The 25,910-nt window shown below is 43.0% G+C and carries 20 protein-coding genes and 1 pseudogene; 1 reads left to right on the top strand and 20 read right to left on the bottom strand.

What is annotated here, in order from left to right; genetic code table 11:
* From LK416_01145 to malQ, 16 genes and pseudogenes are all read right to left on the bottom strand, one after another.
* Entirely contained in the window at positions 1–1,224 is a 1,224-nt protein-coding gene (locus LK416_01145) for a leucine-rich repeat domain-containing protein (GenBank protein ID UEA74814.1), read from the bottom strand.
* A 258-nt stretch (positions 1,225–1,482) separates the two neighbouring features.
* Complete coding sequence (locus LK416_01140) at positions 1,483–2,439, bottom strand: Rpn family recombination-promoting nuclease/putative transposase (protein ID UEA74813.1); 957 nt, start codon at positions 2,437–2,439, stop codon at positions 1,483–1,485.
* Positions 2,432–2,581, bottom strand: a complete 150-nt coding sequence (locus LK416_01135; GenBank protein ID UEA74812.1) for a hypothetical protein — start codon at positions 2,579–2,581, stop codon at positions 2,432–2,434. Before LK416_01135 ends, LK416_01140 begins: the two co-directional genes overlap by 8 nt.
* 62 nt (positions 2,582–2,643) lie before the next feature.
* Positions 2,644–3,057 carry an EamA family transporter gene (locus LK416_01130; GenBank protein ID UEA74811.1) on the bottom strand — a complete coding sequence of 138 codons (414 nt, stop codon included), beginning with the start codon at positions 3,055–3,057 and terminating at the stop codon, positions 2,644–2,646.
* A 62-nt stretch (positions 3,058–3,119) separates the two neighbouring features.
* On the bottom strand, positions 3,120–4,454 hold the full coding sequence (locus tag LK416_01125; GenBank protein ID UEA74810.1) for an MATE family efflux transporter: 1,335 nt from the start codon (positions 4,452–4,454) through the stop codon (positions 3,120–3,122).
* A gap of 156 nt (positions 4,455–4,610) precedes the next feature.
* Positions 4,611–5,138 (bottom strand): nitroreductase, encoded by a 528-nt coding sequence (locus LK416_01120; protein UEA74809.1) that lies wholly within the window; start codon positions 5,136–5,138, stop codon positions 4,611–4,613.
* A gap of 205 nt (positions 5,139–5,343) precedes the next feature.
* Positions 5,344–6,324 carry a diaminopimelate dehydrogenase gene (locus LK416_01115; GenBank protein ID UEA74808.1) on the bottom strand — a complete coding sequence of 327 codons (981 nt, stop codon included), beginning with the start codon at positions 6,322–6,324 and terminating at the stop codon, positions 5,344–5,346.
* 109 nt (positions 6,325–6,433) lie between these two features.
* Entirely contained in the window at positions 6,434–7,030 is a 597-nt protein-coding gene (locus LK416_01110) for a sugar O-acetyltransferase (GenBank protein ID UEA74807.1), read from the bottom strand.
* 36 nt (positions 7,031–7,066) lie between these two features.
* A complete protein-coding gene (locus LK416_01105; protein ID UEA74806.1) occupies positions 7,067–8,767 on the bottom strand; it encodes an extracellular solute-binding protein in 1,701 nt (566 codons plus the stop codon).
* Positions 8,768–8,817: 50 nt separating this feature from the next.
* On the bottom strand, positions 8,818–9,693 hold the full coding sequence (locus tag LK416_01100; GenBank protein UEA74805.1) for a sugar ABC transporter permease: 876 nt from the start codon (positions 9,691–9,693) through the stop codon (positions 8,818–8,820).
* A complete protein-coding gene (locus LK416_01095; protein ID UEA74804.1) occupies positions 9,693–11,078 on the bottom strand; it encodes a sugar ABC transporter permease in 1,386 nt (461 codons plus the stop codon). Before LK416_01095 ends, LK416_01100 begins: the two co-directional genes overlap by 1 nt.
* Before the next feature lie 112 nt (positions 11,079–11,190).
* Positions 11,191–12,498, bottom strand: coding sequence for an extracellular solute-binding protein (locus LK416_01090; protein ID UEA74803.1), 1,308 nt, complete (start codon positions 12,496–12,498; stop codon positions 11,191–11,193).
* A 137-nt stretch (positions 12,499–12,635) separates the two neighbouring features.
* On the bottom strand, positions 12,636–14,378 hold the full coding sequence (locus LK416_01085; GenBank protein UEA74802.1) for a sensor histidine kinase: 1,743 nt from the start codon (positions 14,376–14,378) through the stop codon (positions 12,636–12,638).
* Positions 14,371–15,888, bottom strand: coding sequence for a response regulator (locus tag LK416_01080; protein UEA74801.1), 1,518 nt, complete (start codon positions 15,886–15,888; stop codon positions 14,371–14,373). The genes LK416_01085 and LK416_01080 overlap by 8 nt, the downstream gene beginning before the upstream one ends.
* Positions 15,889–15,939: 51 nt before the next feature.
* Positions 15,940–18,189: a glycogen/starch/alpha-glucan phosphorylase gene (locus LK416_01075; protein ID UEA75846.1), complete on the bottom strand. Its 2,250-nt coding sequence runs from the start codon at positions 18,187–18,189 to the stop codon at positions 15,940–15,942.
* Positions 18,190–18,225: 36 nt separating this feature from the next.
* Positions 18,226–19,707 (bottom strand): annotated as a pseudogene (malQ, locus tag LK416_01070) (4-alpha-glucanotransferase).
* Positions 19,708–20,053: 346 nt separating this feature from the next.
* Between malQ and LK416_01065 the strand changes: the two are divergent.
* The gene (locus LK416_01065) at positions 20,054–20,935 is read left to right on the top strand and encodes an AraC family transcriptional regulator (protein UEA74800.1); all 882 of its coding nucleotides are present in this window, start codon (positions 20,054–20,056) and stop codon (positions 20,933–20,935) included.
* A 15-nt stretch (positions 20,936–20,950) separates the two neighbouring features.
* Here LK416_01065 and LK416_01060 read toward each other — a convergent pair whose 3' ends face one another.
* The 4 genes from LK416_01060 to LK416_01045 all read right to left on the bottom strand — a co-directional run bounded on the left by LK416_01060 (position 20,951) and on the right by LK416_01045 (position 25,592).
* Positions 20,951–21,994 (bottom strand): sensor histidine kinase, encoded by a 1,044-nt coding sequence (locus LK416_01060; GenBank protein UEA74799.1) that lies wholly within the window; start codon positions 21,992–21,994, stop codon positions 20,951–20,953.
* A 2-nt stretch (positions 21,995–21,996) separates the two neighbouring features.
* Positions 21,997–22,677: a response regulator transcription factor gene (locus tag LK416_01055; protein ID UEA74798.1), complete on the bottom strand. Its 681-nt coding sequence runs from the start codon at positions 22,675–22,677 to the stop codon at positions 21,997–21,999.
* A gap of 64 nt (positions 22,678–22,741) precedes the next feature.
* Entirely contained in the window at positions 22,742–24,829 is a 2,088-nt protein-coding gene (locus LK416_01050; GenBank protein UEA74797.1) for an ABC transporter permease, read from the bottom strand.
* The gene (locus LK416_01045) at positions 24,819–25,592 is read right to left on the bottom strand and encodes an ABC transporter ATP-binding protein (protein UEA74796.1); all 774 of its coding nucleotides are present in this window, start codon (positions 25,590–25,592) and stop codon (positions 24,819–24,821) included. Before LK416_01045 ends, LK416_01050 begins: the two co-directional genes overlap by 11 nt.
* Between the last annotated feature and the right edge of the window lie 318 nt (positions 25,593–25,910).

The following is a 25,910-nucleotide window of genomic DNA, read 5'->3' as shown; positions in this document are numbered from 1 at the left end:
TTATTTAATTTTCCATGTCTTTACATAGCCGATGGATTTCTTTTTCAACTGTTTCTTTAAAGCTGTCTTTGCTTTCTTTGTTCCTTTCACAGTAATGGTTGCTTTCTTATTAATTCCCTTAAATGCATTCTTACCGATAGTCTTCAGCTTTCCTGCCGTAACAGTGATCTTCTTCAGGTTCTTGCAACCGGAGAATGCTTCTTTACCGATCTTTGTTACATTGCTTCCGATCGCAACTGTCGTCAGCTTCTTGTTACCCTTGAATGCTTTATCCGAAATTGCAGTTACTTTATAGGTTACACCATTCACCTTTACAGTAGATGGAATTGTAAGATTCTTGGCTTTATTATCGGTAAACTTCGTAACTGTAACGGTCGGATTCTTCCTGAAAGATGAGGTTACCTTTACTTTGAGCTTCTTAGATGAAACAGTTAATGTTGTGCCTTTCTTCGCCGGTCCAGGCATTAATTTGATTGCTATATTACGCTCTTTTGCATATTTGTATGCAAAAGAACCTTTGTTGCAAATTATACTTCCAAGACTTATGTTCCCAACAGAATCAGTGAAATTATTGTAGCCTATACTTGTTACACTATCCGGTATTGTTATACTGACTAAATTTTTGCATCCCTCAAATGCCTGATCATCTATTTTTGTTATACCTTCTTCTAAAATAACACTCTTTAAACCACTATACGAAAATGCATTATTACCTATTCTCTGTATATTCTTTGGTATGGTAATATTTGTTAAGCTATAACAAGAAGCAAAAGCCCAGATACCTATATGTGTCAGGCTCTCCGGTAATGTTATACCGGTTAAGCTTTTGCATCCCTCAAATGCACATGTTTCTATATTTGTCAAGTTCTCCGGCAATGATACTCTGCTCAGTTTTTTACAATAACTAAACGCATACATATCTATCGTTGTTACACCCTCCGGTATTGTTATACTGACTAAATCAACACAATTTTCAAATGCTCTGTATCCTATCTGTACTACTTTTTTTCCGGCAATCTTTTCCGGAATCACAAGCTCCGTCTTACTCCCTTTATAACCGGTAATTACAATTCCATATCCATGATCTTCATAGGTAAAGCCATTGTATGTTTTTTCCTTTGCCGCCTGTGCAGTCATACCGATCCCGCCACACAGCAATACACATAAAATCAATCCCACGCCTGCATAGATCAGGCTTCTTAACTTCTTTTGCATCATTTTCATTCATCTCTCTCCTTTTCTCTTATACTATAATTTCCATAAGTTACGTTGCTTTTTCTTCATTTGTATGCATAATTCCCCGATGCCTGTAAAAAAGCATAAACATTATAAAAAAAAAAAACGGCTGTCAATAGTCCACAGAATTTTTCTCATTTTTTGTTTATATAGTTGAATTTTACCTATAAAAAAGTCCGGATACAGCATCTCTGCCATATCCGGACTTCTACTAAAATATACATGTTACCTGTTCTGCTTATGTCTTTATCCTATGATTGCCTTAATTTCAGCTTCGCTCATTTCGGTTACATCCATGATCTGCTCTAAGTTGTAGCCTTTTTTATGCATTTTCAGGATAATATCAATTTTTCCTTTCGCTATACCAGCGGCTTCGCCCTTTACATATCCCATTTCTTCTACGCCTTCACTCAGATTGCACATGATCTTCACCTCTTCCCTTATACTGTGTCTGTCTACCGGTATGTCATACTCCTGTTTCATAAGCTTCAATTTCTGTTCTGCCGTCATTGTCTGCGACAATAGTGTTCCAAGTAATCGATGCAGTTCATATCTTTCTTCCTTTGGTGGAATCTCCTTCGCCAGCCCAATCATCACGATATTAGGAATATCCAGATTTCCTTTCCAGTCCTGATCTCCAAGCAGATCATCTTTTACCATATGGATATGGCTTAGGCTGTTCTCTTTCATATTCATACAGATCCAGATGGAATACACCTGTTTGATCTCGTTATAGTCGGAACCTGTAAATTCCCGCTCTTTCTGGGAAGATACCAACCTTGCAGTGTAATAGATTGCTCGATTTAAGATAAAGTACTTTGTCGGTTCATCCTTCTGCGCTTCCAGATTGATGATCATTTTTGCCAGTCCATCCCGCATCCGCACATAGAAAATGATGTCAAAATATACCTTTCCCTCATCGATCTCGAAGCTTTCTGTATTAAGGCCGACAATCCGTTCACCGGTTCCGGAATCCACCATTTCTTTGTTCGTTAGTCCGGGTTCTACCGGAACCTGACTGATATATGGTTCACCTTCGATCAGCGAAGCGACCGTCTCTGCATCCATGCCTTTAAATTCATCTACTACCCGTATCATTATATGCGCCAATATGATCTTCTGTCCTAGCAGGCGCTTGGCACTGGCATCATACTGTGCTTTCTGATATGTCGCATCAGCGGAATATATTAATTCGTTATCCATGTCCCATCTCCTTTCCTGACAGAACAGAATAACATGTATATCTTAATATATTGCCGCCGTCTCTCCATGTTTGATTGTAACGGATATCAGCGGGGAAAACAAGTTTAACCATAAAAAAATCCGGATACAGCATTTCTGCCATATCCGGACTTCTACTAAAATATACACCTTATCTGTGCCGCCTGCGCTCTTATCTTAATCTATTTATAACACCATCAACAAAGTTCCCAGTCCGATCAGTACACAGCCAATAATCGACTTCATCGTGAATTCTTCGTGCAGGAATACAAATGCAAGAATCAATGTAATAACGACACTTAATTTATCGATTGGTACTACCTTGGATGCATTTCCCATCTGAAGTGCTTTATAATAACACAACCACGATGCTCCGGTTGCAAGTCCTGATAAAATCAGGAACAACCAGCTTTTCTTCCCGATCGCGCTGATTCCGGACTGTGTATGTGTCAGGAACACCATGCCCCATGACATCACAAGCACAACTGCTGTTCGGATCGCTGTTGCAAGATTCGAATTTACTCCGTCAATACCTACCTTTGCAAGAATTGATGTCAATGCCGCAAATACAGACGACAACAATGCAAATACAAACCACATATAAATCCTTCTTTCTTCTTTTATTATCTTCTTTTTCATGCAACTGTGCAATCTATGAAATCTTAACTTTTTCTCTTAACTGCCTGTCGGTAAATGAAAAGTGCGGCAACTGCTGTTATCAGTTCTGCTACCCAGAACGCATTCCAGACACCGACAACACCAAAGATACGACTGAGTACAAATGCTGCCGGAATGATGACAACCACATAGCGAAGCAGGGAGATCATCAATGATGGCGTACCCTTACCAAGTCCCTCTAATGCACCGGATGAAGTCACGGATACCGAAGAAACAATAAATCCGGCACAGATGATCCGAAGTGCCGTCGCGCCCTCCGTGATCGTTGCCTGATTATCCGAGAACATTCCGATCAATTTATCCGGAAAGATCAGACAGATCACTGTTCCAAATACCATGATCATACCAATGATCGTAAGTGTAATATTATAAATGCTGCGGACACGCTTATGCTCTCCTGCTCCGTAATTATAGCTAATTACCGGACGCATACCCTGGATCATGCCGTTTGCAGGAAGATATAAAAATGTCTGCAATTTATAATAGATTCCAAGGATCACGACATAGATCTGTGAATAGGTACTTAATATCGCATTCAGTGCAGTTGTAAGCAGGGACGGAAGCGCCATATTAAGAATAGCCGGAATACCGATCGCATACAGCTTCCCTGTCAGATAATCCTCCGTATGCAGATATCGTCTGCCGATCTTTACGGATATCGGACGGAACACATAGACAAACAGATAGATCAACAGGGTAAACACCTGTCCAAGTCCGGTTGCAAGTGCCGCGCCCCGGATTCCCATTTTCGGGAATGGTCCGATACCGAAGATCAATAGGGGATCTAATACAATGTTCATCAGGCATCCACCGCCAAGTCCGACCATTGTAACAACCATTCTTCCAACTGCCTGATAAATCTTCTCAAATGACAGATCAATGGAAATAATAACAGAAAATGCAAATACGATCATCGAATACTGAATTCCCATCTGAACAACCATCTCATTCGATGTGAACATTCGCAGAAATCCCGGCATGATCCGAATACAGACTACTGTCATGATCACACCATGAACAACAGAAAGAAGAGTGCCCTTTGACGCTGCTGCATTTGCCTTGTCCGGTTCTTTTGCGCCGAGATAGAACGCGATCACCGCATTGATTCCCACGCCAAAACCGATGGCTACCGCATTTACAAAATTCTGGATCGGAAAGACAAGCGACAGAGCTGTCATCGCATCCTCGCTGATCTTCGCTACAAAAAAGCTGTCCACAATGTTATACAGAGAATTGACCAACATCGATAATATCATCGGAAGTGCCATTGACAAAAGCAGCGGCAGCACCGGTCGTTCTTTCATAAATTCTTCGTTCATACATTTCTCCCTCTCTACATAAAAACGCCACACAGTTATAAATGGTTTCACTTATAGCTGTGTGGCGAAAAGATGACTTATTTATTATCCGGAAAAATCCACTTCATTCGTTTTCGTGGCTATTCTACCATATTTTTTCAGAATGTCAATAACTGCTTAGCGAATATAGTATACTCTGTTATCCTTTCTTGGAATAACATCAGGATACGCTCCATCCGTAAATCCAAGTGCGCAATGTCCGACACCGATATAGTCGCCGGTGATTCCAAGGCCTTCAAGGATCTGCTTTCCTTCTTCGCTTTCGAATCCTTCTTTTGCACGATGGATCCAACAGCTTCCGATTCCAAGATCATGTGCGGCAAGCATCAGATTTCCCATCGTCAGGCTTCCGTCATAGACAGCAGTCGGACAGGATGCATCTGCCAGTACGATCAATATAACAGGTGCTCCGTAAAACGGATCAAAGCCTTCCTCCCAGCCGCCGATCTTACGGTTCATCTCCATGATCTTATCCCGCATCTCTTTATTTGTTACCGCAATAATGATCGGAGACTGCAAGCCTCTGCCATTTGCAGCAAATGTTCCTGCTTCAATGATCTGATCCAGAACATCTGCCGGAACCATATCCGGTTTGAACTTCCGGATACTTCTTCTCGTCTTCATCTCATCCAAAACAACGCTCATCTTAAAATCCTCCTTATTACAAGTACTGGCACAATTCATTAGATGGTGTATAAGCATGTTGATTTACCAATACAGGGACATTTGAGTCCGCCGGTACTTGATGGCGCAAAGGCGGCATCTTAGTACCGCTGCAGGACGAAACGAGCGGAAGCGTTCCCTGATTGGTAAAGTCAACATGTTTGACACCATCTAATGAATTATGCAATTACAACAAGCTCTTACGGAGCTCTGCTCCGTCTTTTGCGCTTAAGTACGCCGGTGCTATATCGAATACAGTCTTACATCCGCTCTGTCCTTCTTTGTACAGACGGTATGCTGCTCTTGCATAAGCCACGATGACACAGGATGTGAATTCTGGATTGGAATCCAGCTTCAGGCTGTATTCAATCACATGATTATTTTCCAGATTCCAGCCGGTCTTACCGGAACGAATCACAAATCCACCATGAGGAATTCCACTGTGGTTTGCCTTTAATTCTTCTTCACTGATAAAGTGAACCGTCGTATCATAATCGGCAAAATAATTTGGCATGTTCTTGATCGTTTCTTCAACTTTTACAGGATCGGCACCATCCTCTAATACAACAAAGCACTCTCTTGTGTGCTTCTGTCTGGTTGTAAGTTCTGGATTCTCACCATTTCTGACTGCTTCCAGTGCTGCTTCTACAGGGATCGTATACTGCTTGCCATCCTTAACACCCTCTACACGACGGATCGCATCGGAATGTCCCTGGCTGACACCTTTTCCCCAGAATGTATAATCACGACCTTCCGGTAAGATCGCATTTGCATACATACGATTTAAAGAGAACATACCCGGATCCCAGCCTACTGAGATGATGCCGACATGACCATTCTTCTTTGCGGCAGCATCTACATTTGCAAAATGCTCCGGAATTCTTGCATGTGTATCGAAGCTGTCTATAACATTGAACATCTCTGCATACTTTGGTGTCTGCTCCGGCAGATCGGTAGCACTGCCGCCGCAGAGGATCATGACATCGATCTTATCCTTCCACTGCTCCACATCATTTACAGAACAAACAGCTGCTCCCTCTGTTAATATCGATACTGTCTCCGGTGCACGTCTGGTAAATACCGCTGCTAGCTCCATATCCGGATTCTGCTTGATCGCGCACTCAACACCCCGTCCAAGATTACCATATCCTAAAATACCTATTTTCATGTTTCATACTCCTTTGCAAAATTACTCTTCTTTCAGTTTAATGATTCAAAAAGAGCCTGTCAACTTTTTCATTGACAGACTCCCATTTCATTTTCTCAACAATATAATTCTACTTTAAACGGTCTTCCTCCGTGATCTCGCGAATGACTCTGCATGGATTTCCGGCAGCCAATACTCCCGATGGGATATCTCTCGTAACCACGCTTCCGGCTCCGATCACAGAACCGCTGCCGATCGTTACACCGCCACATACTGTTACATTTCCTGCCAGCCAACAGTTATCTCCGATCGTGATTGGCTTCGCATATTCCCGGTCTGTATACACGCCGTCTTCCCTCTTATAAATGTTACGCTCCTGAAAACGAAACGGATGCATCGGTGTCAGCAGAGAAACATTCGGTCCCATAAATACATTGCAGCCGATCTTAACAGGTGCACAGTCCAGACAGGTAAAATTAAAGTTCGCATAACTGTTCTCGCCTATCTCGGTAAAGCAACCGTAATCGAACTGAACCGGTCCCTGAAGATATACATTCTTACCCTTATTCGGAATCAGCTCTGCCAGAATCTTCTCGCGTTTCTCATCTGTCTCAAAGCAGTCATTATACTCTTTACTCAACCGATGCGCATTCTGTCTTAATCGTATTAATTCATCATCAGATGGATCATAAACGGATCCTGCTATCATTTTTTCTCTTTCTGTCATCTTAATATGCCTCCGTATAAAAACATCGGAAACTTCTTATTCTATCTCAGCCCGTACCTCTTTTGTGATCGTTTCACCGCCATTCTGATACCAGTTCTCGACAAAACGGTCAAATTCATCGAGTGAACTCTCACCGGTTACAATCTTCAGATAGGTGTCACTTTCCAGATTCTCAAGGCTCCACCAGTCTGTAACCATCGTTTCCGTTTCTCCAAAATATAACGACTCTACTTTGTTCGTTCTTCCATCGTTTAAGATCTTACAGGCTGTGATACGGGAAGTATACGCCGCCCAATCTTCCGCACTGGCATTCTCCGCATCCTTCAGATAGGATTCGCATGCCTCATAATAGGAATATTCCAGTACGTTCAGATCATCTGCGGATTTGTCCCCCGCAAATACATGATTCAGTTCTCCATAGCAGATCTGTAAAGCATTGTTATAATCTACATTGATCGCAAACGGTCTGGCGGTAGGGTCTACATTTTCTTTATAATAATCGACAATCTCCTGATTGTCTCTGTCATTATACCGCAAATAGTCAAATAATACACTAACAATCTTACATGCAATCTCCGGATATTCATAACCCTTACGCACTACAATATACTTACCGGAAGGATTCTGTGTATGATAACTGGTAAGTCCGGATTTCTCTGTTGCGATCAGATAAGGCTGCCACTCGGCATCTTTATTCTGTTCCACTGCCTGCATCAGCGGGTTATTCGGTGCCCACCAGGGACCAAAGAAAGAACCGCATTGACCATCCACGATCAGCTCGATCAGGTTACTGCTCGTCCGCATCAGAAAATCCTGATCCAGAATTCCCTCTTTATACAACTCATGGATATGGGCAAGTGCCTCTTTCGCCTCCGGCTGAACCGAACCATAGACAACATTGCCGTCCTCATCATAAATCCACTGTTTCGGAAATGCACCATATGCAGCAAATATAATATCTAATGTGTATTCGCTGCTATAACCACAACCGCCGCAGAGACTGGTATCACATACAAGCCCTACGGTATTTCCTGCCCCATTATGTCCGGGATCTTTTTCTTTAAATTGTCTTATAATCTCTTCTACATCCGAGAGTGTTCTCGGTGCGGACAGCCCAAGTGCATCCATCCAATCCTTACGAAGCCAGATCAGATTCGGTCCGTCTGAGATATTCGTTTCCGGTATCGCCATGATCTTCCCGCCAAAGGTTACAACATCAAGGATATCCCGACCATAGCTTCCATATATATTCTTGATCGTATCGCTCATACAGTTATTATAGCTGTCTGTCAGATCTGCGATCATATCATTATCCACCAGATACTGAAGCTCATCCAGATCCTCCACGATCATCACATCCGGAAGATCATTCTGTGCGATCACCATGGTCACACTATCGGTATATTGCTCATCCATAGCCTCAAACACATCCTGATTTTGAACATTTAGCCTTTCATTCAACAGCCTTGTATAAGCATTATTTTCATACGTCTCGCCATCCGGGAGATTGGAATTATTTGCTCCGGACAGCTTACCCAGTGTGTAGGTAAGCTGTTCCGGATATTTTCCGTAAGGTGTCGTGCGGGCTGTATATAACGCAGCTTCATATTCTTCTTTTGTCTCTGCATTCTCCCGGGTGGAGGGGGTAGCCCCGGAATCACCGCATCCACATAAGATCAATAAATTTATAATCAGCACACATGAAATAATCTTTTTTAAATACGAACCTGTAATCATATACATTCCTCTGTTTCAACCAAACTATAAGCAAATAATCATATGATCCCTTAACCTTTTACACCACCGGAGAAGCTCTCACGATAACACTTCTGCATAAACATGAACAGAATGATGATCGGAATTGAGATCAGCACCGCACCGGCTGCAAAGGAATTGAACCACGGATACACATATTCTTTCTCTAACATATTCCAAAGTCCGATAGATACGGTATAGTAATCCTTATTTGCACGGCAGATAACCTTTGCAAATACGAAATCAATCCAAGGAGCAAGAAAGGAATTCAGAACCGTATATACAATGATCGGACGGCTTAACGGAATAATGATCTTAGTAAACGACTGCCATCTGGTTGCTCCGTCCAGATAAGCTGCTTCCTCGATCGACTTCGGAATCGTATCAAAGAAGCCTTTTGCAATATAGAACTGTAAGCCTGCACCACCGGAATAAACCAGGATAAGTGCAACACGGATCAAGGATCCTTCTGACAGTCCGATCGCCTTTAAGATATAATAAACTGCAATCATAGCCATGAATCCCGGGAACATACCAAGGATCAATGCTACATTCATAAATGGGCGTCTCAGTCGGAAACGCATTCTCGACATACAGTATGACATCGCCAATACAAATACTGTAGATATTATACAGGAGAAAATCGCAATAATCAAAGTATTCATGAACATCTTCGGAAAATTCAGGATACCGGTATCTGTAAATAACTTTGTGTAATTGCCAAGAGTATACGCCTTTGGCAGCAATGTAGAAACATACTGTCCTTTTTCTCCACGGAAGCTGATCAGAACGATCCACAGAATCGGGATTACCCAGATCACAGAAAGAATTACCAGTATAATATGAACAACGATATCCGATGGTGTAAGCTTCTGTTTTCCATTTATTTTCTTACCTGTTTTAGTCATTACTGGAATCCCTCCTCGTCTTTATAAGATGTTGTATTATGATAGGTGATCAGAGATACGATCGCAAGAACGATAAATGTCATGATACCGATAACCGCACCCAGATTATAATACTGATTATCAACTGTCAGCTTGTAGAGCCAGGTAACCAGAAGATCGGTCTTTCCTGCTGTCTTTCCAACCGGAATCGGTGCTCCGTTTGACAGAAGATAGATTACATTAAAGTTATTAATATTACCTGCAAAAGTCGTGATCAGATACGGAGCTGTTACAAATAACATATATGGAAGTGTGATCTTAAAGAAGATCTTCACCGGTCCGGCTCCATCCACTTTTGCGGCCTCATAGATATCTTCCGGTATACTTTGTAAGATACCGGTCACCTGCATAATGGTAAACGGAATACCGATCCAGATATTGATCACGATAACCATGATACGGGCAACGGTTGCATTGCTCCAGAACGGAATTGCATTGTCGATGATATGATGATTCAGTAATAAGGTATTTACGATACCATTCTGACTGAAGATCGTACGCATCAAAAGCAGGGATACAAACTGTGGAACGGCTGCGGATAACATGAAGATCGACCTCCACACACTCTTACATCTTGTTCCCTTTCGATTGATGACCATTGCAAGGATCATACCGAAGATATAGTTGGTAAATGTCGCAGCAACCGCCCATACCAGCGTCCATCCGAGAACGGACCAGAATGTACTTCCGACTGCGTCATTAAAATTCAAAATCTTGGCAAAGTTTTTCAGTCCTACCCAGTTAAACAATACCGTATGGGAATCCAGCTTACTGTAATTTGTAAATGCCATACAGATCATGAATACGAGCGGCAAGATCGTAAAGACAACAATCCCGAGTACCGGAAGTGGAAGCAGAAACATATGAAGGTTTTTATCAAATAAACTCTTAATATCATCTGTAAATCCCGGAACTTTCTTCCCTGCATCATGCAGGCACTGTGCACGATATGCGCTCTCGACACTGACTACCCAGAGGCATACAAATGCAAATATGATAAATACCGTGGCTACTCCATATAATAACATCAAAAGGGAATTATCACCCTGTGTATATTCAAATATGCCTTTTGCATCATTCCACACCTTCTCCTGTTCTGCTCCTCCCAGATGGAAGAAATCGGTCAGAAGGGATGCACCGTTTTTTATCATGAAATAAATAAATATGCTTTCAAGTACCAGAAATGATAAACCTTTTACAAACTGTTTTCTGACAATGTTTCCGAATCCCATGATCAGGAACGATAATCTGGTGATCCAGTCACCATTTCTCATGGCCTTGAAAACAGTATATTGATAATCACTTCGTCTTATTTTTTTCTTTTTGCTTACTGTCGCTTCAGCCATCCTGACACCTCCGTCTCAAAGTAAATGTTGCGTTTTTACGTCTCTTTCATAAAATAAAGTGTTCCACCACCCCTGTGGAAATGGAACACTCTATCTTATGAACTGTTTATTTTTACTCTGCTACATCTGTGTTCAATGATGTATTGAATGCTTCTGTCTGCTCAGCAGCATTATCATGTGTAACTTCACCGTTTAAGAGTGCCTTACCAAAATTCTCTGCCGGTGTCCAGAAGTTACTCATCTTAGGTACAAATGGCTGGATCATAGATGTATTGTTAAAGGTATCGTTCTGAGCTGTTACTAATGCATCATTCTTTACCGTATCACTCTCTAAAAGATTTGTGTTACAAGGAACAATGCTTCTTGCTTCATAATGTGACTGCTGTGATTCTTCGTTACCAAGGTACAGGGCAAGTGCTACTGCTACCTGTGGATATTCACAGTTTGGATTTACACCGATTGCCTTTGAACCGGCAAATGAAAGTAACTGCTTGTCAGATCCGCCGATCTTGGCTGTAGGCATAGCTGCGATTCCAAGATCATCACCAAGTGCATCATGTAATGCCTTATAATCCCATGAACCGGAAAACATAGCTGCGATAGATCCATCTGTCATACCGGAAATACCGACACCGGATTCATCATTTACAAAATTCTTATTTGCTACAAGATCTACAAGGTAATCTGTAACAGCCTTTCCATTATCTCCGCCAAAGTTGATTCCTGCGTCATTATCTGTACCATCACCGAATAATGTACATCCGTTTGCAAGATAGAATGCTGCATCATACCAGCTGTTTGTAAGAGGAAAAGCAACTTTTCCTTTTTCAAGCATTGTATCAAGGCTCTTTACATCGCTGTCTGAATATACTTTCTTGTTATAGTATAAAAACCATGTATTTGTTGTAAACGGAACACCATAGATTCCTCCATCTACTGTGATAGAATCCACAACTGCCTGTGAGTTTGTTGACTTTACATAGTCTGCTGTGCTTCCGCCTAACTCCGAGATTGCGTTTGCATCGATCAGTGTCTGTAACTGGTCGTTTGCGAACATATATACATCTGCTGATGCGGATACATCCTGTGTTACGGTCTTTCCTGCATCTGCCTCGCTGCATGTACCATATTCAAATGAAAGATCCCAATTTGGATGTTCCTTATTAAATGCTTCACATCTTCCCTGAAGCCATTCACCATAATCCGGTGACTGATCCTCGGCAGGTCCCCATACTGTAATTGTTGCTTTAATGTTTTCCTCTTCTGCAGATGTATCAGTACTCTCTCCTGATGTTGCCTCTGCATTTGATGCTGTTGTGGAATCCTTAGATGTATCATCCTTCTTATCTCCACATCCTGCGAGTAATGACATGCACATAGCTCCTGCCAGTGCAATTGCTGCATACTTTCTAAACTTCATAACCGTTCCTCCTTTAAATAAGTCATGTTTTTTTGTTTGTTTTTTAATACTTTTGCAGTACCTTTACCTTATGACATTATTATAAAAAGGAACCGTTTCACCGTATATATCAATAATTTCAGAAACATGTTGGTTTTTTATGAATGTTTGATTTCTGCATGCAGTTCTTTTGGAAAATGGATCGTGACAGTCGTTCCCCTGCCAACTTCACTGTCGATACAAACCGCATATTCCGCTCCATAATACAGTTTGATACGTTCATTGACATTTCGCACACCATAGCCCTTCGAATCGGCAGTCAGTATCAGCTCCGCCTGTTCTTGGGTCATACCGACACCATTATCGGATACCGCAAACCGGATATCTTTATCGTCCTCTTTTCCACTGATGCGGATCTCTCCTCTGCCATCCTGTTTCAGATCTATGCCATGATGGATCGCATTCTCGAGGATCGGCTGTAAGATCAGGTTCAGTGTTTCATATTTTAAAATGGAATCATCGATATCATAGATAACATCGAAACTGTCATCGTGCATCGTAAGCTGGATATCCAGATATGCTTTGATGTTCGCGATCTCATCCCGGACAAGCAGGATATTCTTTCCCTTATTTAACGCTGTCCGGTAAAAGGTGGACAACGACAACGTGATACGGCTGATATCCTCCTGGTCTGCCTCTAACGCTTTCCAGTTAATGATAGACAGGGAATTATACAGGAAATGCGGATTGATCTGCGCCTGCAACGCCCGCATCTCATATTCCTTTTCTTTGATCTTGCTTCGGTATACTTCATTGATCGTTGCATCCAGACGCTTCGTCATACTGTTATAACCATTGATCAGATCACCGATCTCATCCGTACTGTCATTCTCAATCTCCATACCAAGATTCCCGGTTTCCAGATTACGCATTTTCTTCTGAAGCTTACTGATACGTTTCGTTATGAACTCGGAAATTATACGGATACATGCGACTGCTGCGATCAGACTGACCAGGATTGCTGCTGCAGCAATTATTAAGATTGGCTGAATCGAAGAAATGATCAGTCGATCCGGCTTATAGATCCAGATCTTCCAGCCGGATGCCTTCGACTCCCGCTTAATAAACTGATAACCGGAATCCTTCTGCCCTACTGTTGCAAAGAACTGTTCCTCTGATAATTCATACGGCTGTTTTTCTTCTGTAAATACACTCTTTTTAAAGATGCAGTTACCTTCTGCATCCTCTATCACAACGCCATAATTATCAAATACCGTTTCGTTATTAAACGGCTGGAATACGCTGTCATAATCCACCCCTACATAGAGCAGACCCTTCGCCTTTTTCTGCTCCAGCATAGCCATGCGGTTTAACGAATACGCAGTCTTATCCTTCGCATTCACGATCCAGTGGATCTGGTTATCGTCAACTATTCCATAGTTCGTCTCTTCATTTTCAAGCGTGGTAATGGGGGCGATCGTACTGCCGTGCTTCACCTGACAGGCATCCGTGTAGATCGTTACCTGCTTTACATCATCATGAAAATACATAATAGAAGAAAGCAGGGGATCTATGACACTTGCCACCTGCTCATAATTCTGATATGTACTCTGATCCGAGCTTAAGATCTTCGCGATCGACTGATTATAGGATATATAATTAGAAAGATTGTTATAAATCTCTAACTCATTATCAAGCGCATCCGTCGTCTGTGTCAGATACGATTCCAGGATCATTGTCTCACGATCCCACAGGATCTTCTTCATCTCATGGTAGGTGATCGTCAGCGTGATCATGATCGGCAAAAAACCGGCAAGTATATAAATAACCAACAGCTTGCCGGATAATCGCAGATTCTGGAACCTTCTTTTTATCCTTTTATCTATCCGTTCTTTATGCATCCGCCTGTCCTCCGCTCTCTCTGAATTTCTGCGGACTCACGCCAAAGAACTCACGGAAGCTGGAACAGAAGTAAGACACATTCGGATATCCGCACGCCACACTGATATCTACGATCTTCGTCATGCTGTTCTCTAACATATCCTTTGCCTGTTCCATCCGGTATGCCTTGATGAATTTGCTTAGATTCTGTCCGGTTTCCTTCTTAAATACCGTACTTAGATAGCTCGGTGCGAGATGTACCATATCCGCCAGCATATCGATTCCAAGCTCGCTTCCATAGTTCCGGTAAATATACTGCTTCACCAGTTCTACTTCCCGATGCGCCATCTGTGTCTTTCCTGCAAAACAGGTTTCCAGTCTCCGGATTGCTTCTTCGACAAGCTCTGTCAACACCTGAAAATCTGTCGCCATATATAATTTCTCAATGTCTTTATTTAACTCTGCTTCGTCAGTCTCATCGATGCTTCCGTAGATATCCTTCATCAGATTCGAGAACAGGAACTTGATATAGATCTGGGAGTACTCTGTCTTATGTCTGTACTTCTCACAGAATCTCTGGAAATGCTCCCGGAGTGCTTCCACATCCTTCATCTTGATATCCTGTTTCATCTGCTTCATAAAGGTGTCATCATCGAACTGGATAATACCCGGAGTCTCACCCTCCATGTTCGGATAAAATACATGGATCTCCGGATGGTAGAATTTGTTCTCCATCAGTACTTCGAGTTCTTCCATCTTATCTGCCACTTCGGACAGATCCCCGATATCAGAGGATATCGCTATGTAACAGTCAGCATCATAATCGGCTTTGATGATCTTTACGATCTCATTTGCCTTACGGAGAATATTCATCTCATCCCCTAAGAATAAGATCTCCTGCTGCTGGTTCAGGTTCAGATATTGCAGGATTCCAATTGACTTTAAGTTCTCATTCTCTTTGAAATCCACCCCACGTCTGCCGAAGAAATCATGATTGAATTCCATCAAAAGCATATTCTTGAATTTACCCAGATCTAGCGATAATCCGCTGTATTCCTGTCTGAGCTTCGTAACATCCGTTCCGTTCAACAGCATATAGAGCGCATGCTCATATAAGAATTCCATGCTCTTATTCTTCAGCTCGTCCGAAGCCTTTGCCTCTTCCAATTCATTTACAACCTTATTCAGGGTATTCTTGAATTCATTTGGATCAACCGGCTTTAAAATATAATCAACAACACCCAGCCGGATCGCTTTCTTTGCATAGTCGAATTCATTGCATCCGCTGAATATGACTGTGCGCAGCTTTTTCTTTTCCTTCACAACATGGTCGATCAGTTCGATTCCATCCATGAAAGGCATCTTTACATCTGTAAGCAGGATATCAAAATCTTCTTTCTCCAGCTTCTCCAGTGCATCCACACCATTTACCGCCTCTGCAATCTCAAATTCCAGATTCAGTTTTTTTAAAAGAAACCGAATACCGTTTCTTTCTATCTTCTCATCATCTACGATCAATATCTTGTACATATCTATCAACGCCTTTCTATGGTGGAAATATATATCTTATTTTAACACATTTTACAGCTTCCAGATATCTTTATTATATTCTGCGATCGTACGATCGGAGGAGAAGAAGCCTGCCTTGCTGATATTTACCAGAGTCTTCTCAGCCCAGCCCATACGATCTTCATAATCGGCAAGCACCTGTTCCTTTGTCTGAATGTAATCACAGACATCAAGAAGTGTCATAAACCAGTCTTTTACGATCAGCTCGTTATGAAGTCTGGCAAGTGATTCCTTCTGACCGATCGCAAGCAGCTCATCACTCACGATAAAGTCTACCAGCTTCTTAATCTCCGGCTTCTCATAATACTCTCTTGCCACATAGTCTGCCTTTGCATAGTGCTCGATCACTTCTTCACTGGATTCACCAAAGAAATAAATATTATCCTCGCCCACCAGTTCTCCGATCTCTACATTTGCACCGTCACGGGTTCCCAGAGTAACCGCACCGTTTAACATGAACTTCATATTTCCTGTTCCGGATGCTTCCTTGGATGCCAGTGAGATCTGCTCTGAGATATCGCACGCCGGAATGATCTTTGCTGCCTTTGATACATTATAATTCTCGATCATAACAACTTTCAAGTACGGACTTACCTCAGGATCATTGTCGATCAGCTCCTGCAGGCAGAGGATCAGATGAATGATGTCCTTTGCGATCGTATAAGCAGGCGCAGCCTTTGCTCCAAATATAACTGTGATCGGAGTCTCCGGCAGGTGTCCCTTCTTGATCTCAAAATATTTGTAGATCACCCAGAGGGCATTCATCTGCTGACGCTTGTATTCATGCAGTCTCTTGACCTGAATATCAAAGATCGAATTCTCGTTGATGTCGATTCCCTGTGTCTCTTTCAGGTAGTCCTTTAAGACTGCCTTATTGCTCTGTTTGATCGCAAGGATCTCTTCTAATACATTCTTATCCTTGTAGTAAGAAGCCAGCTCCTGTAACTTATCGGCATCCTTCTTGTAGTCCGGTCCGATCAGCTCTGTGATGTAGGCTGCCAGCTTTTCATTGCAGTGTAATAACCATCTTCTGAATGTGATACCATTTGTCTTATTGTTGAATTTCTCAGGATAGATCTCATAAAATGGATGCAGCTCTGAATTCTTCAGGATCTCGGTATGCAGATAAGCAACACCATTTACACTATGGCTGTAATGCATATCGATATGTGCCATATGCACACGAGAATCTCCATCTATGATATAAACACGCTCATCCTTATAACGGTTTCTGACCTTTTTATCCAGCATACGGATCACAGGCATAAGCTGTGGAACAACCTTCTCCAGATAAGCAACCGGCCATTTCTCCAATGCTTCTGCAAGGATCGTATGATTGGTGTAAGCACATACATCGGTTACAATCTCTGTTGCTTCATCAAAGGAAATACCTTCCTCCATCAACAAACGGATCAACTCAGGGATCACCATAGATGGATGTGTGTCATTGATCTGAATGGCTGCGTAATCTGCAAGGTCATGGAGATTCGAACCTTTCTCTTTTGCCTCTGCAAGGATCAGCTTTGCGCCATTTGCAACCATGAAATACTGCTGATAGATACGAAGTAAGTTACCGGCTTCGTCACTGTCATCCGGGTAAAGACAGAGTGTCAGGTTCTTCTTGATATCTGTCTTATCAAAGCTAATGCCATCCGGCTCCATGATACTCTCGTCCACGCTCTCGATATCAAACAAATGCAGTTTATTTGTGCGGTTCTCATAGCCTGTCACATCGATGTCATACATTCTGGACTGTACAGTACAGTTTCCGAACCGGATCGTGTTGCTTACATCGGTCTTTGTCAGCCAGCTGTCTGCCTCGATCCATGGATTCGCAGTCTCCTTCTGATAGTTATTCTCAAATACCTGCTTGAACAGACCCATATGGTAATTTAATCCGATACCATCTCCCGGAAGTCCGAGTGTCGCCATCGAATCAAGGAAGCAGGCTGCCAGTCGTCCAAGTCCGCCATTTCCAAGGGATGGTTCCGGCTCTACTTCTTCGATGTCATAGATGCTCTTACCGTTTTCTGCCAGCACCTGTTTTACTTCGTCAAAGATTCCAAGATTGATCAGGTTGTTGGATAACAGCTTACCGATCAGGAACTCTGCTGATATATAGTAAACCTTTTTCTTGCCATCCTCTGTAACCTTGTCCTCTGCTAATTCTTTTGTCATATCAAGCAGCGCAAAATAGATCTCCTCATTGCTGCATTCTTTGATCGTTTTATTATATTTTTTCTTACAAATCTCTGTTAACATTATATCCTCCTTACAAAAATACTGCTTCACAGCATTTCTTCCATATACTCTTGTTAATTCCCTTAATCTGTCTCTGATCTCGTCTGTAAATTCACCCTTCTTCATCCGCCAGCGCCAGTTTATACCGATCGTAGACGGAAGATTCATCCGTGCTTCGTTATCCTTTCCAAGCAGATCCTGCATCTGAACGATAACGGTATCGGCAGAGCTCATATATAATACCTGCATCATCTTCTCCGGGATCTCCTGCTCATCTGCCGCTCCCAGATATTTCATCATAAATGTAAGATTTTCCTTTGATGCATTCTCGATATATCCTTTTAATGTGTCATTATCATGTGTTCCGATATAGACAACGTAATTCTTTTCGTGATTATGCGGTGCATGTTCATTCTCCGCATTTCCGTCAAATCCAAACTGTAAGATCTTCATTCCCGGATAGCCGGATTCCTTCACCAGCTTCTGTACCTCCGGCACAACGACGCCCAGATCTTCTGCGATCACCTTCGCATTTCCTCTGGCACTGTCGATCGCATCTACAAGCTTCTTTCCCGGTCCTTCCAGATAGAATCCGTTCTTTGGCTCTCCGTCTGCCGGAATGTTGTAATACCGCACAACCCCGATGAAATGATCGATACGGATCACATCATAGAGACTGGCTGATTTCCGGATCCGGTTCTTCCACCACGAGAACCCATCCTGCTCCATACGATCCCAGTCATATAAAGGATTGCCCCATTTCTGACCGTAATCGGAGAATGCATCCGGTGGACAACCGGCTACACACACAGGCTGTAGATCATGATCTAACTGAAATTGTTCTGTATTTGCCCATACATCTGCACTGTCCAGTGCTACATAGATTGGAATGTCGCCGATCAAGCTGATACCATGACGGTTGGCGTAAGATTTGAGTGCCTTCCACTGCTCATCGAATTTGAACTGAAGGAACATATAGAATCCGATCTCGTCGTGTAACTGTTCCCTGCACTTACGAAGTGCTGTTTCTTCTCTCTTTAAAACCGGTTCTTCCCAGCTTAACCATTCTTTGTTCTCATGGTCTGCCTTGACCGCCATATAAAGGGCGTAATCCGGAAGCCAGTTTTCATTTTCCGTAAGAAATTCCGCATACTGCTTTGATGTCTCATGCTTTGATCTGCCATATGCTTTTCTCAATACCTCAAACCTTTGTCTGTACAGGCGGGCGTAATCGATGTCATCCGGCTGATCGTACCAGCTATATGCATCTACCTCCTCCTGTGTCAGTAAACCTTCATGAATCAGAATGTCGAAATCGATAAAATAAGGATTGCCTGCAAATGCTGAAAATGACTGATACGGACTGTCACCAAAGCTGGTTGGTCCGATCGGAAGCACCTGCCAGTAACGCTGACCTGCCTCCTTCAACCTGTCAACAAATTCATATGCCTCTTTCCCCAGAGATCCGATTCCATAAGGGGATGGAAGGCTGCTGATCGGCAGGAGGATTCCTGCGCCACGCTCTAACGCTTTCTTCATGTCTGATACCTCTTTATTAAATTTTCTATTGAACAGCTATCCATTCGCCTGCATTTAATAAAGGTAAAGGTAAGGTAAAGGTCGTATATTCGGAATGTCTGTTCTGGTTTGTATTCTAATATCTTTTTCATGCTATTTCTTGCATAATAAGAGCATTTTATGATACTATTCTATCATTCACAACTTTGAGGTATTCTATCTTACCAAAACAGTGGCATTTGAGACCGCCGGTCCTTAGATGGCGCACCAGCGGCATCTTAGTACCGTTGCAGGTCGAAACGAGCGGAAGCGTCCACCTGTTTGGTAAGGATAGAATACCTCAAAGTTAGGAAAGGGAGGTACATATATGAATAGTCTTGAATATGAAAATTACATGGAAACGAAGGCACACGCCGATCCGCTTTTCCCTTACAACACCTATCTGTGCTCGATACCGCTCGACTTCAATGCCGTTCCACTCCACTGGCATCCATATATGGAGATCATTTACATAAAAAAAGGAAAAGGAAATGTAACGCTGGATTTCACTACGCACTATGTAGAGGAAGGAGATATCATTCTGATACTGCCGGGAAGGATCCACGGCATCTCTCAGTATTCCTCCTATTCGATGGAATATGAAAATATCATTTTCTCCGTTGATCTATTCCGATCCAGAAATCATGATACCTTAGACAGTGAATTCTTCCTGCCCCTGCTCTCCGGTGAATTAAATATAAAGAGTATCTATGACCGTGACGATCCATTATACAATTCCCTGTCCTCGTGCCTGAACCGGGTAGATGCCCTCTGTGCATCGACACCAAAGGGATACCGGCTTGCTCTGAAAAGCTGCTATTTTGAATTCTTCTATACCCTGTATGCACACGCAGAGCAAAAGGCAGAGACCTCAGATCGGAAGAATCATGCAAAGAATCTGGATCGTACCAAAGCAATCTTATCTTATATCGATCGAAACTACAAAGAAGCAATACCCATTGCAGACATTGCTTCTTACTGTGGATTCTCAGAATCCCATTTTATGCGATTTTTTAAGAATACTATGGGTGTATCCTTTACCACCTATCTGTGTGACTTCCGGTTAAATATCGCAGCAAGGCTTCTTGTCACAACCGATGACAGCATCCTGTCCATCGCAGAAAGCTGCGGTTTCTTTAACCTGTCCTATTTCAACCGAACCTTCAAGAAGAAATATGGTGTCACACCCGGAGGGTATCGAAAACGGTAACTGATCCGGTAACATCTATAGAGTATCGGAAGCAGTAACCACTGGAAAATACACCCGAATCTCACAGCCGCCTGTGGCTTCATCAGAGGACACATCCAGCTCCACATTTAGATCATGCGCCATTTCTTTTGCAAGGTAAAGTCCCATACCGGTTGCTTTCTTCCGCCTGTCACCGGAATCTCCGGTAAAGCCTTTCTCAAATACATACGGAAGATCGCAGGCTTTGATACCCACGCCATTATCCCGGACAGATAAAATAATCTTCTCATGTTCTCTGATACAGGAGATCCGGAGCTGTTTATTCTCTCCTTTGCTGTATTTGATCGAATTACTGATAAACTGTCCGAGCATAAAGGCAAAGCCACGTTTATCGGTAAATACTGTGTTCTCTTTTATATCAAGCCAAACCTGTATCTTCTGTTCTTCTAACAGTGGTGTGAAATCCTCCAGCACTTCTTTTACACAGGTTTCCGTATCGACCGACTCAAACCTGTAATCTTTTCTCGCCCCCTTTAAACGGGCATAGTATAACATCTGGTCGATATATCTCTGCATCTGACAGTTGATCCGGTCAAGCTTGCATACCACATCTTCTGACAGCTCGTCTCTGTGATTGTCCAACATAAATGTCAACAGAGCAAGCGGTGTCTTTACCTCATGCGCCCATGCTTCCACATATTCCTCATAATCATTTAGCTGTAACTTCGTCTGTGCGCATTGATCCGTCTGTTCATGTAATGTCTGACTGAAGCTTCTGATCTCCGCCTGCAGATTCTCAGCATCATGAAGCAGTTGTTCCTCATGATAGGAATCCGGCATTGCAAGGAATTCATCAAATGCTTTCTTCCGTTTTCTATCTTTCTTTGCCAGATAGAAAACAGCCGTTACAAATACCAGCAGACTGAACAAAATCACCGATATTGCGATCACATAAAATGCCTGTGCATCGATCAGCCATAACAGCAGGATACTGAGCAGATCAAGCAGTCCGATGATCCCCAGCCAGAATCTATTCTGTTTTATGATCTGTCCGATCTCCTTTATGGATATATGTTCCATCTCTACCTCTCCGATGTCTGTCCGACAAAACGATATCCGACGCCACGCACAGGAATGATCTGCTGTGGCATATCAAGATTCGCCATTGTCTTTTTCAGTCTCGTAAGATTCACCTGTAAAGCATTTTCATCGATGAATTCTGCCGTCCCCCATAAGGCGATACAGAGTTCCTCTTTCGTCACGATATCCGATCCGTGCTCTAAGAATATCCCAAGGATCTTTCCCTGATTCTGCGGCAGGATAACAGATCGGTTATGAATGTATAAAGTATAGGTCTGACGGTCAAGGAGGAATCCGTTTCCTTCTAAAAGGTTATTTCTTCCCTCGTACCGTTTCAACACATTGGATACTCTGGCAAGCAGGCGTTCTTTTCTGCAAGGCTTCGTCAGGAATTCATCTGCGCCCAGATCCAGAGCATGCAGTTCATCCTGAAGTTGATCCCTCGACGTCAGAACCAGAACCGGTATGGAGCTTTTCTGCTTCAGTTCCCGGCAGATCTGGAATCCACCCATGCCCGGCAGATTCAGATCGAGCAGCACCAGATCCGGGGATGCCGCAAGAATAGCCGCTGCCGCATTCTCAAAATCCGTGATACCGCTGGTCTGATAGCCCGCCTTCTGCAATATAGCTTCCAGTTCTTCCCGCATCATATCTTCATCTTCTACCACTGCTATATGCTTCATATCTACTCCTCATCTATCAGTCAAGGTTTCACGCCATCGCCATTGATCTTCATCTGCTCTGAATCTACTCCTCACGTTCCGGTACCATCAGTGTCAGAAGATACCGGTTGCTTGACCGTTTTACAAATGCCATATAAATGCATTCTACCACACAGAGCAGCAAAATCATAGCTGCAGCAAGCAGCATGGCATCTCGGATACTATTTGAGATCATACCGGAAACCAGTGTAAGGACGGCGCGCACACCGAAGATACTGCTGATGCCTGCAACGACAACCGGCATACCAAAGTACCAGTTGATCTGCTTTCTTGCGGAACGGCAGAGCAGTTCATAGGTTGCTCCAAGCCGGATCAGTGTCTTATATCTGCGGCCGGATTTCTGCTGTCCCATCAGGAACTGTACCCCGATCACAGTATTTGCAATGATCAGGAAAATGATCGCCAGATAGATCGTGATATAACTTGCTGCTACGATATAGAACATCCGGCGTCCCATATTTTTCAGATAACTTTCATATTCAATATTTTTTGCTGCAAAATCGATCTGCGCAAGTTTATCATTCATCTGCATGACCGACTGAAGCAGGTTATCTCCCTTGACCTTTGACTGATCCAGCACACAATTCAGATAGATCGTGCTGTCCCATGTATATTTGTCAAATACTTCATCCGGCACGATCAGGGCAAAGGATAATGTAATTGCCCGGTCTGTGATAAACGGTGTGTTCTGTATCTTACCGGTCAGATACATCTTATGATCCAGATATGCCACCTCCGGGCGGTCTGCCAGAATATCATTTATATTCTGATTCATACTATCCGATGTAAATTCCAGACTTTTAAATACTGCCGCCTCATCGTCTGACAATGCAAGAGGTTCTTTCCCTGCAAGTTCAAGTACATGATTATATCCGCTCAAAGAAATCAGATATGGATATGACTCATATTCCAGATTGTTAAGCAGAATATCTTTATCCTCTGAGTCCGGCAGTTGTTCTACCCGGTTCATGACTGATGACAGATCAAATACATCGTAATCATCATTTGCACCCGGAATAAGATGACCGACCTGCACCTCAAACAGATCGGAGAAATCCTGTTCCAGTCCGTTGTCTGTCAGAAGCTTTTTTACATTTGCCACACCCTGTTCCTGATCTTCTTCGTAATTCTCAAATGTATAATCCATGATATGGGTATTTCCTTTTTCATTTCCATAGGAAAATGCGATCACAATTCCTGCTCCAAAACAGCAGAGGGCTGCAAGGATCAGAACGGAACTGATCGATAAGGTACTGGATTTTCTTATGACATTTTCCTGCACCTGACGGAAATTAAATACCCGAAGGGCAGCTCCCCCATGGCTGTGTCTTGCCAAACGGTCGATAAAAAACCGCATGCCATAGAATAAGAGCAGCATACCGACAAAACCGATCAATACTGTCTCAGACATCTTACGAAGTGTCGTCCATGATATTCCTCCGATCGCCATGCTGTATGCCACAGCCAGGCAGATAATACCGAGGACGAAGCTTACCGCATAGACGCCAGCTGGGAACTGCTTCTTTGTTCCCTCCGGTGTATCAACTAATAATGCACCAATCTCCTGTCCTGCGATCTTCCCGCTTAAGATCAGGAATGCAACCAGCTTGATCACAAAAAATCCAACAGCCGTTATTATGATTGCCTGAATGGAAAATGTTACCTGATGTCCGACAATACCAAGTCCTACACATTTGGCTGTGATCAGACTGATCAGTTCGGATAATAAAACAGCGATCGGAAGTCCTGTTATAAGTGCTGCCAGACTGCTTCCTATATCTTCTGCAAGAAGCATCCCGAAAAGTTTGCTTCTCCGCATTCCCATCATCAGGTAAACGCCAAATTCGTGTTTTCTTCGTTCCAGTTGGAATTTGCTTGCATAGTAGATCAGAAAGAATAAGATCACCAGTGTCATTACAAAAAATGCAGGTATGATCTGGAATAGACGATCTACCGCATCACTCTCCATTTTCTTAAGAAATACCATAACATCCTGTGAAGAAAGTGACAGGATAATATAGAATGCCACGATGGATATTACTAACGAGGAGAAAAACAAGCCGTTTTCTTTTCTGCTTCGTTTACTGTTTTTTCGGATCAGTTTAAAGAACATTTGCACTGCCTCCTCCCAACTGTGCCATAACCTGCAAGATTCTTTCATAGAACTGCTGCTGTGTCTCAGCAAGCAGATCACGTCTTAATTCATGGAAGATCACGCCATCCTGAATGAACAGGATACGCTTGCAATAGCTTGCTGCATTGGAATCGTGCGTTACCATCAAAACAGTTGCCTTCTCATCCCGGTTCAGACCGGCTAATTTCTCCATTAAGGCTTTGGCATTTCTGGAATCAAGTGCTCCGGTTGGTTCATCTGCCAGAATGATACCCGGATTCAGGATCAGTGCTCTGGCTGCTGCCAGTCTCTGCTTCTGACCACCTGACATCTGCGATGGGAACTTATCCAGCACCTCGGTGATCTCCAGATATTCCGCTAACTGCTCCAGACGTTTTCCGCCCTCTGCCTCCGATATGTTATGAATCGACAACGGAACCATGATGTTCTCACGTCCGGTCAGATTATCCAACAGTTCAAAATTCTGGAACAGATATCCGATCTCCTTACCACGGTATCCTGCCAGCTTCTTGCCCTTCAACCTCTGGATCTCTGTACCTTTCATCCGGATCTTGCCGCTATCCGGCTGGATCACTGTTGCGATACAGTTTAATAATGTTGACTTGCCGGAACCGCTACTCCCCATAATTCCTAAAAACTCGCCCGGCATCACCTGAAATGTGATTCCGTTCAGAGCCTTTGTCTGGTTCGGTTCCTTGCCATAATATTTTTTCAGATCTTCTATCTCTAATAATGCATCCATGCTGCCGCCTCCTTGTACTTTCTTAATTGCTATTGTCTGACTTCTTGGGGTATCATGGTTTCCTTTGCACTCTCATACCCTCGCCCGTTTGCTTCTGCGGGTATCGCATTCTTTTTCTCGCTCTCATACCCGCTACTGTCCGACTTCTTAGGGTATCATGGTTTCCTTCGCACTCTCATACCCTCGCCTGTTTGCTTCTGCGGGTATCGCATTCTTTTTCTTACTCTCATACCCGCTGCTGCCTGGCTCCTGGGGGTATCATGGTTTCCTTCGCTCTCTCATACCCTCGCCTGTTTGCTTCTGCGGGTATCGCATTCT

This window comes from Lachnospiraceae bacterium GAM79 (genome assembly GCA_020735665.1).
GTDB lineage: Bacteria > Bacillota > Clostridia > Lachnospirales > Lachnospiraceae > Coprococcus.
This window is presented reverse-complemented; position numbering and strand designations above follow the sequence as displayed.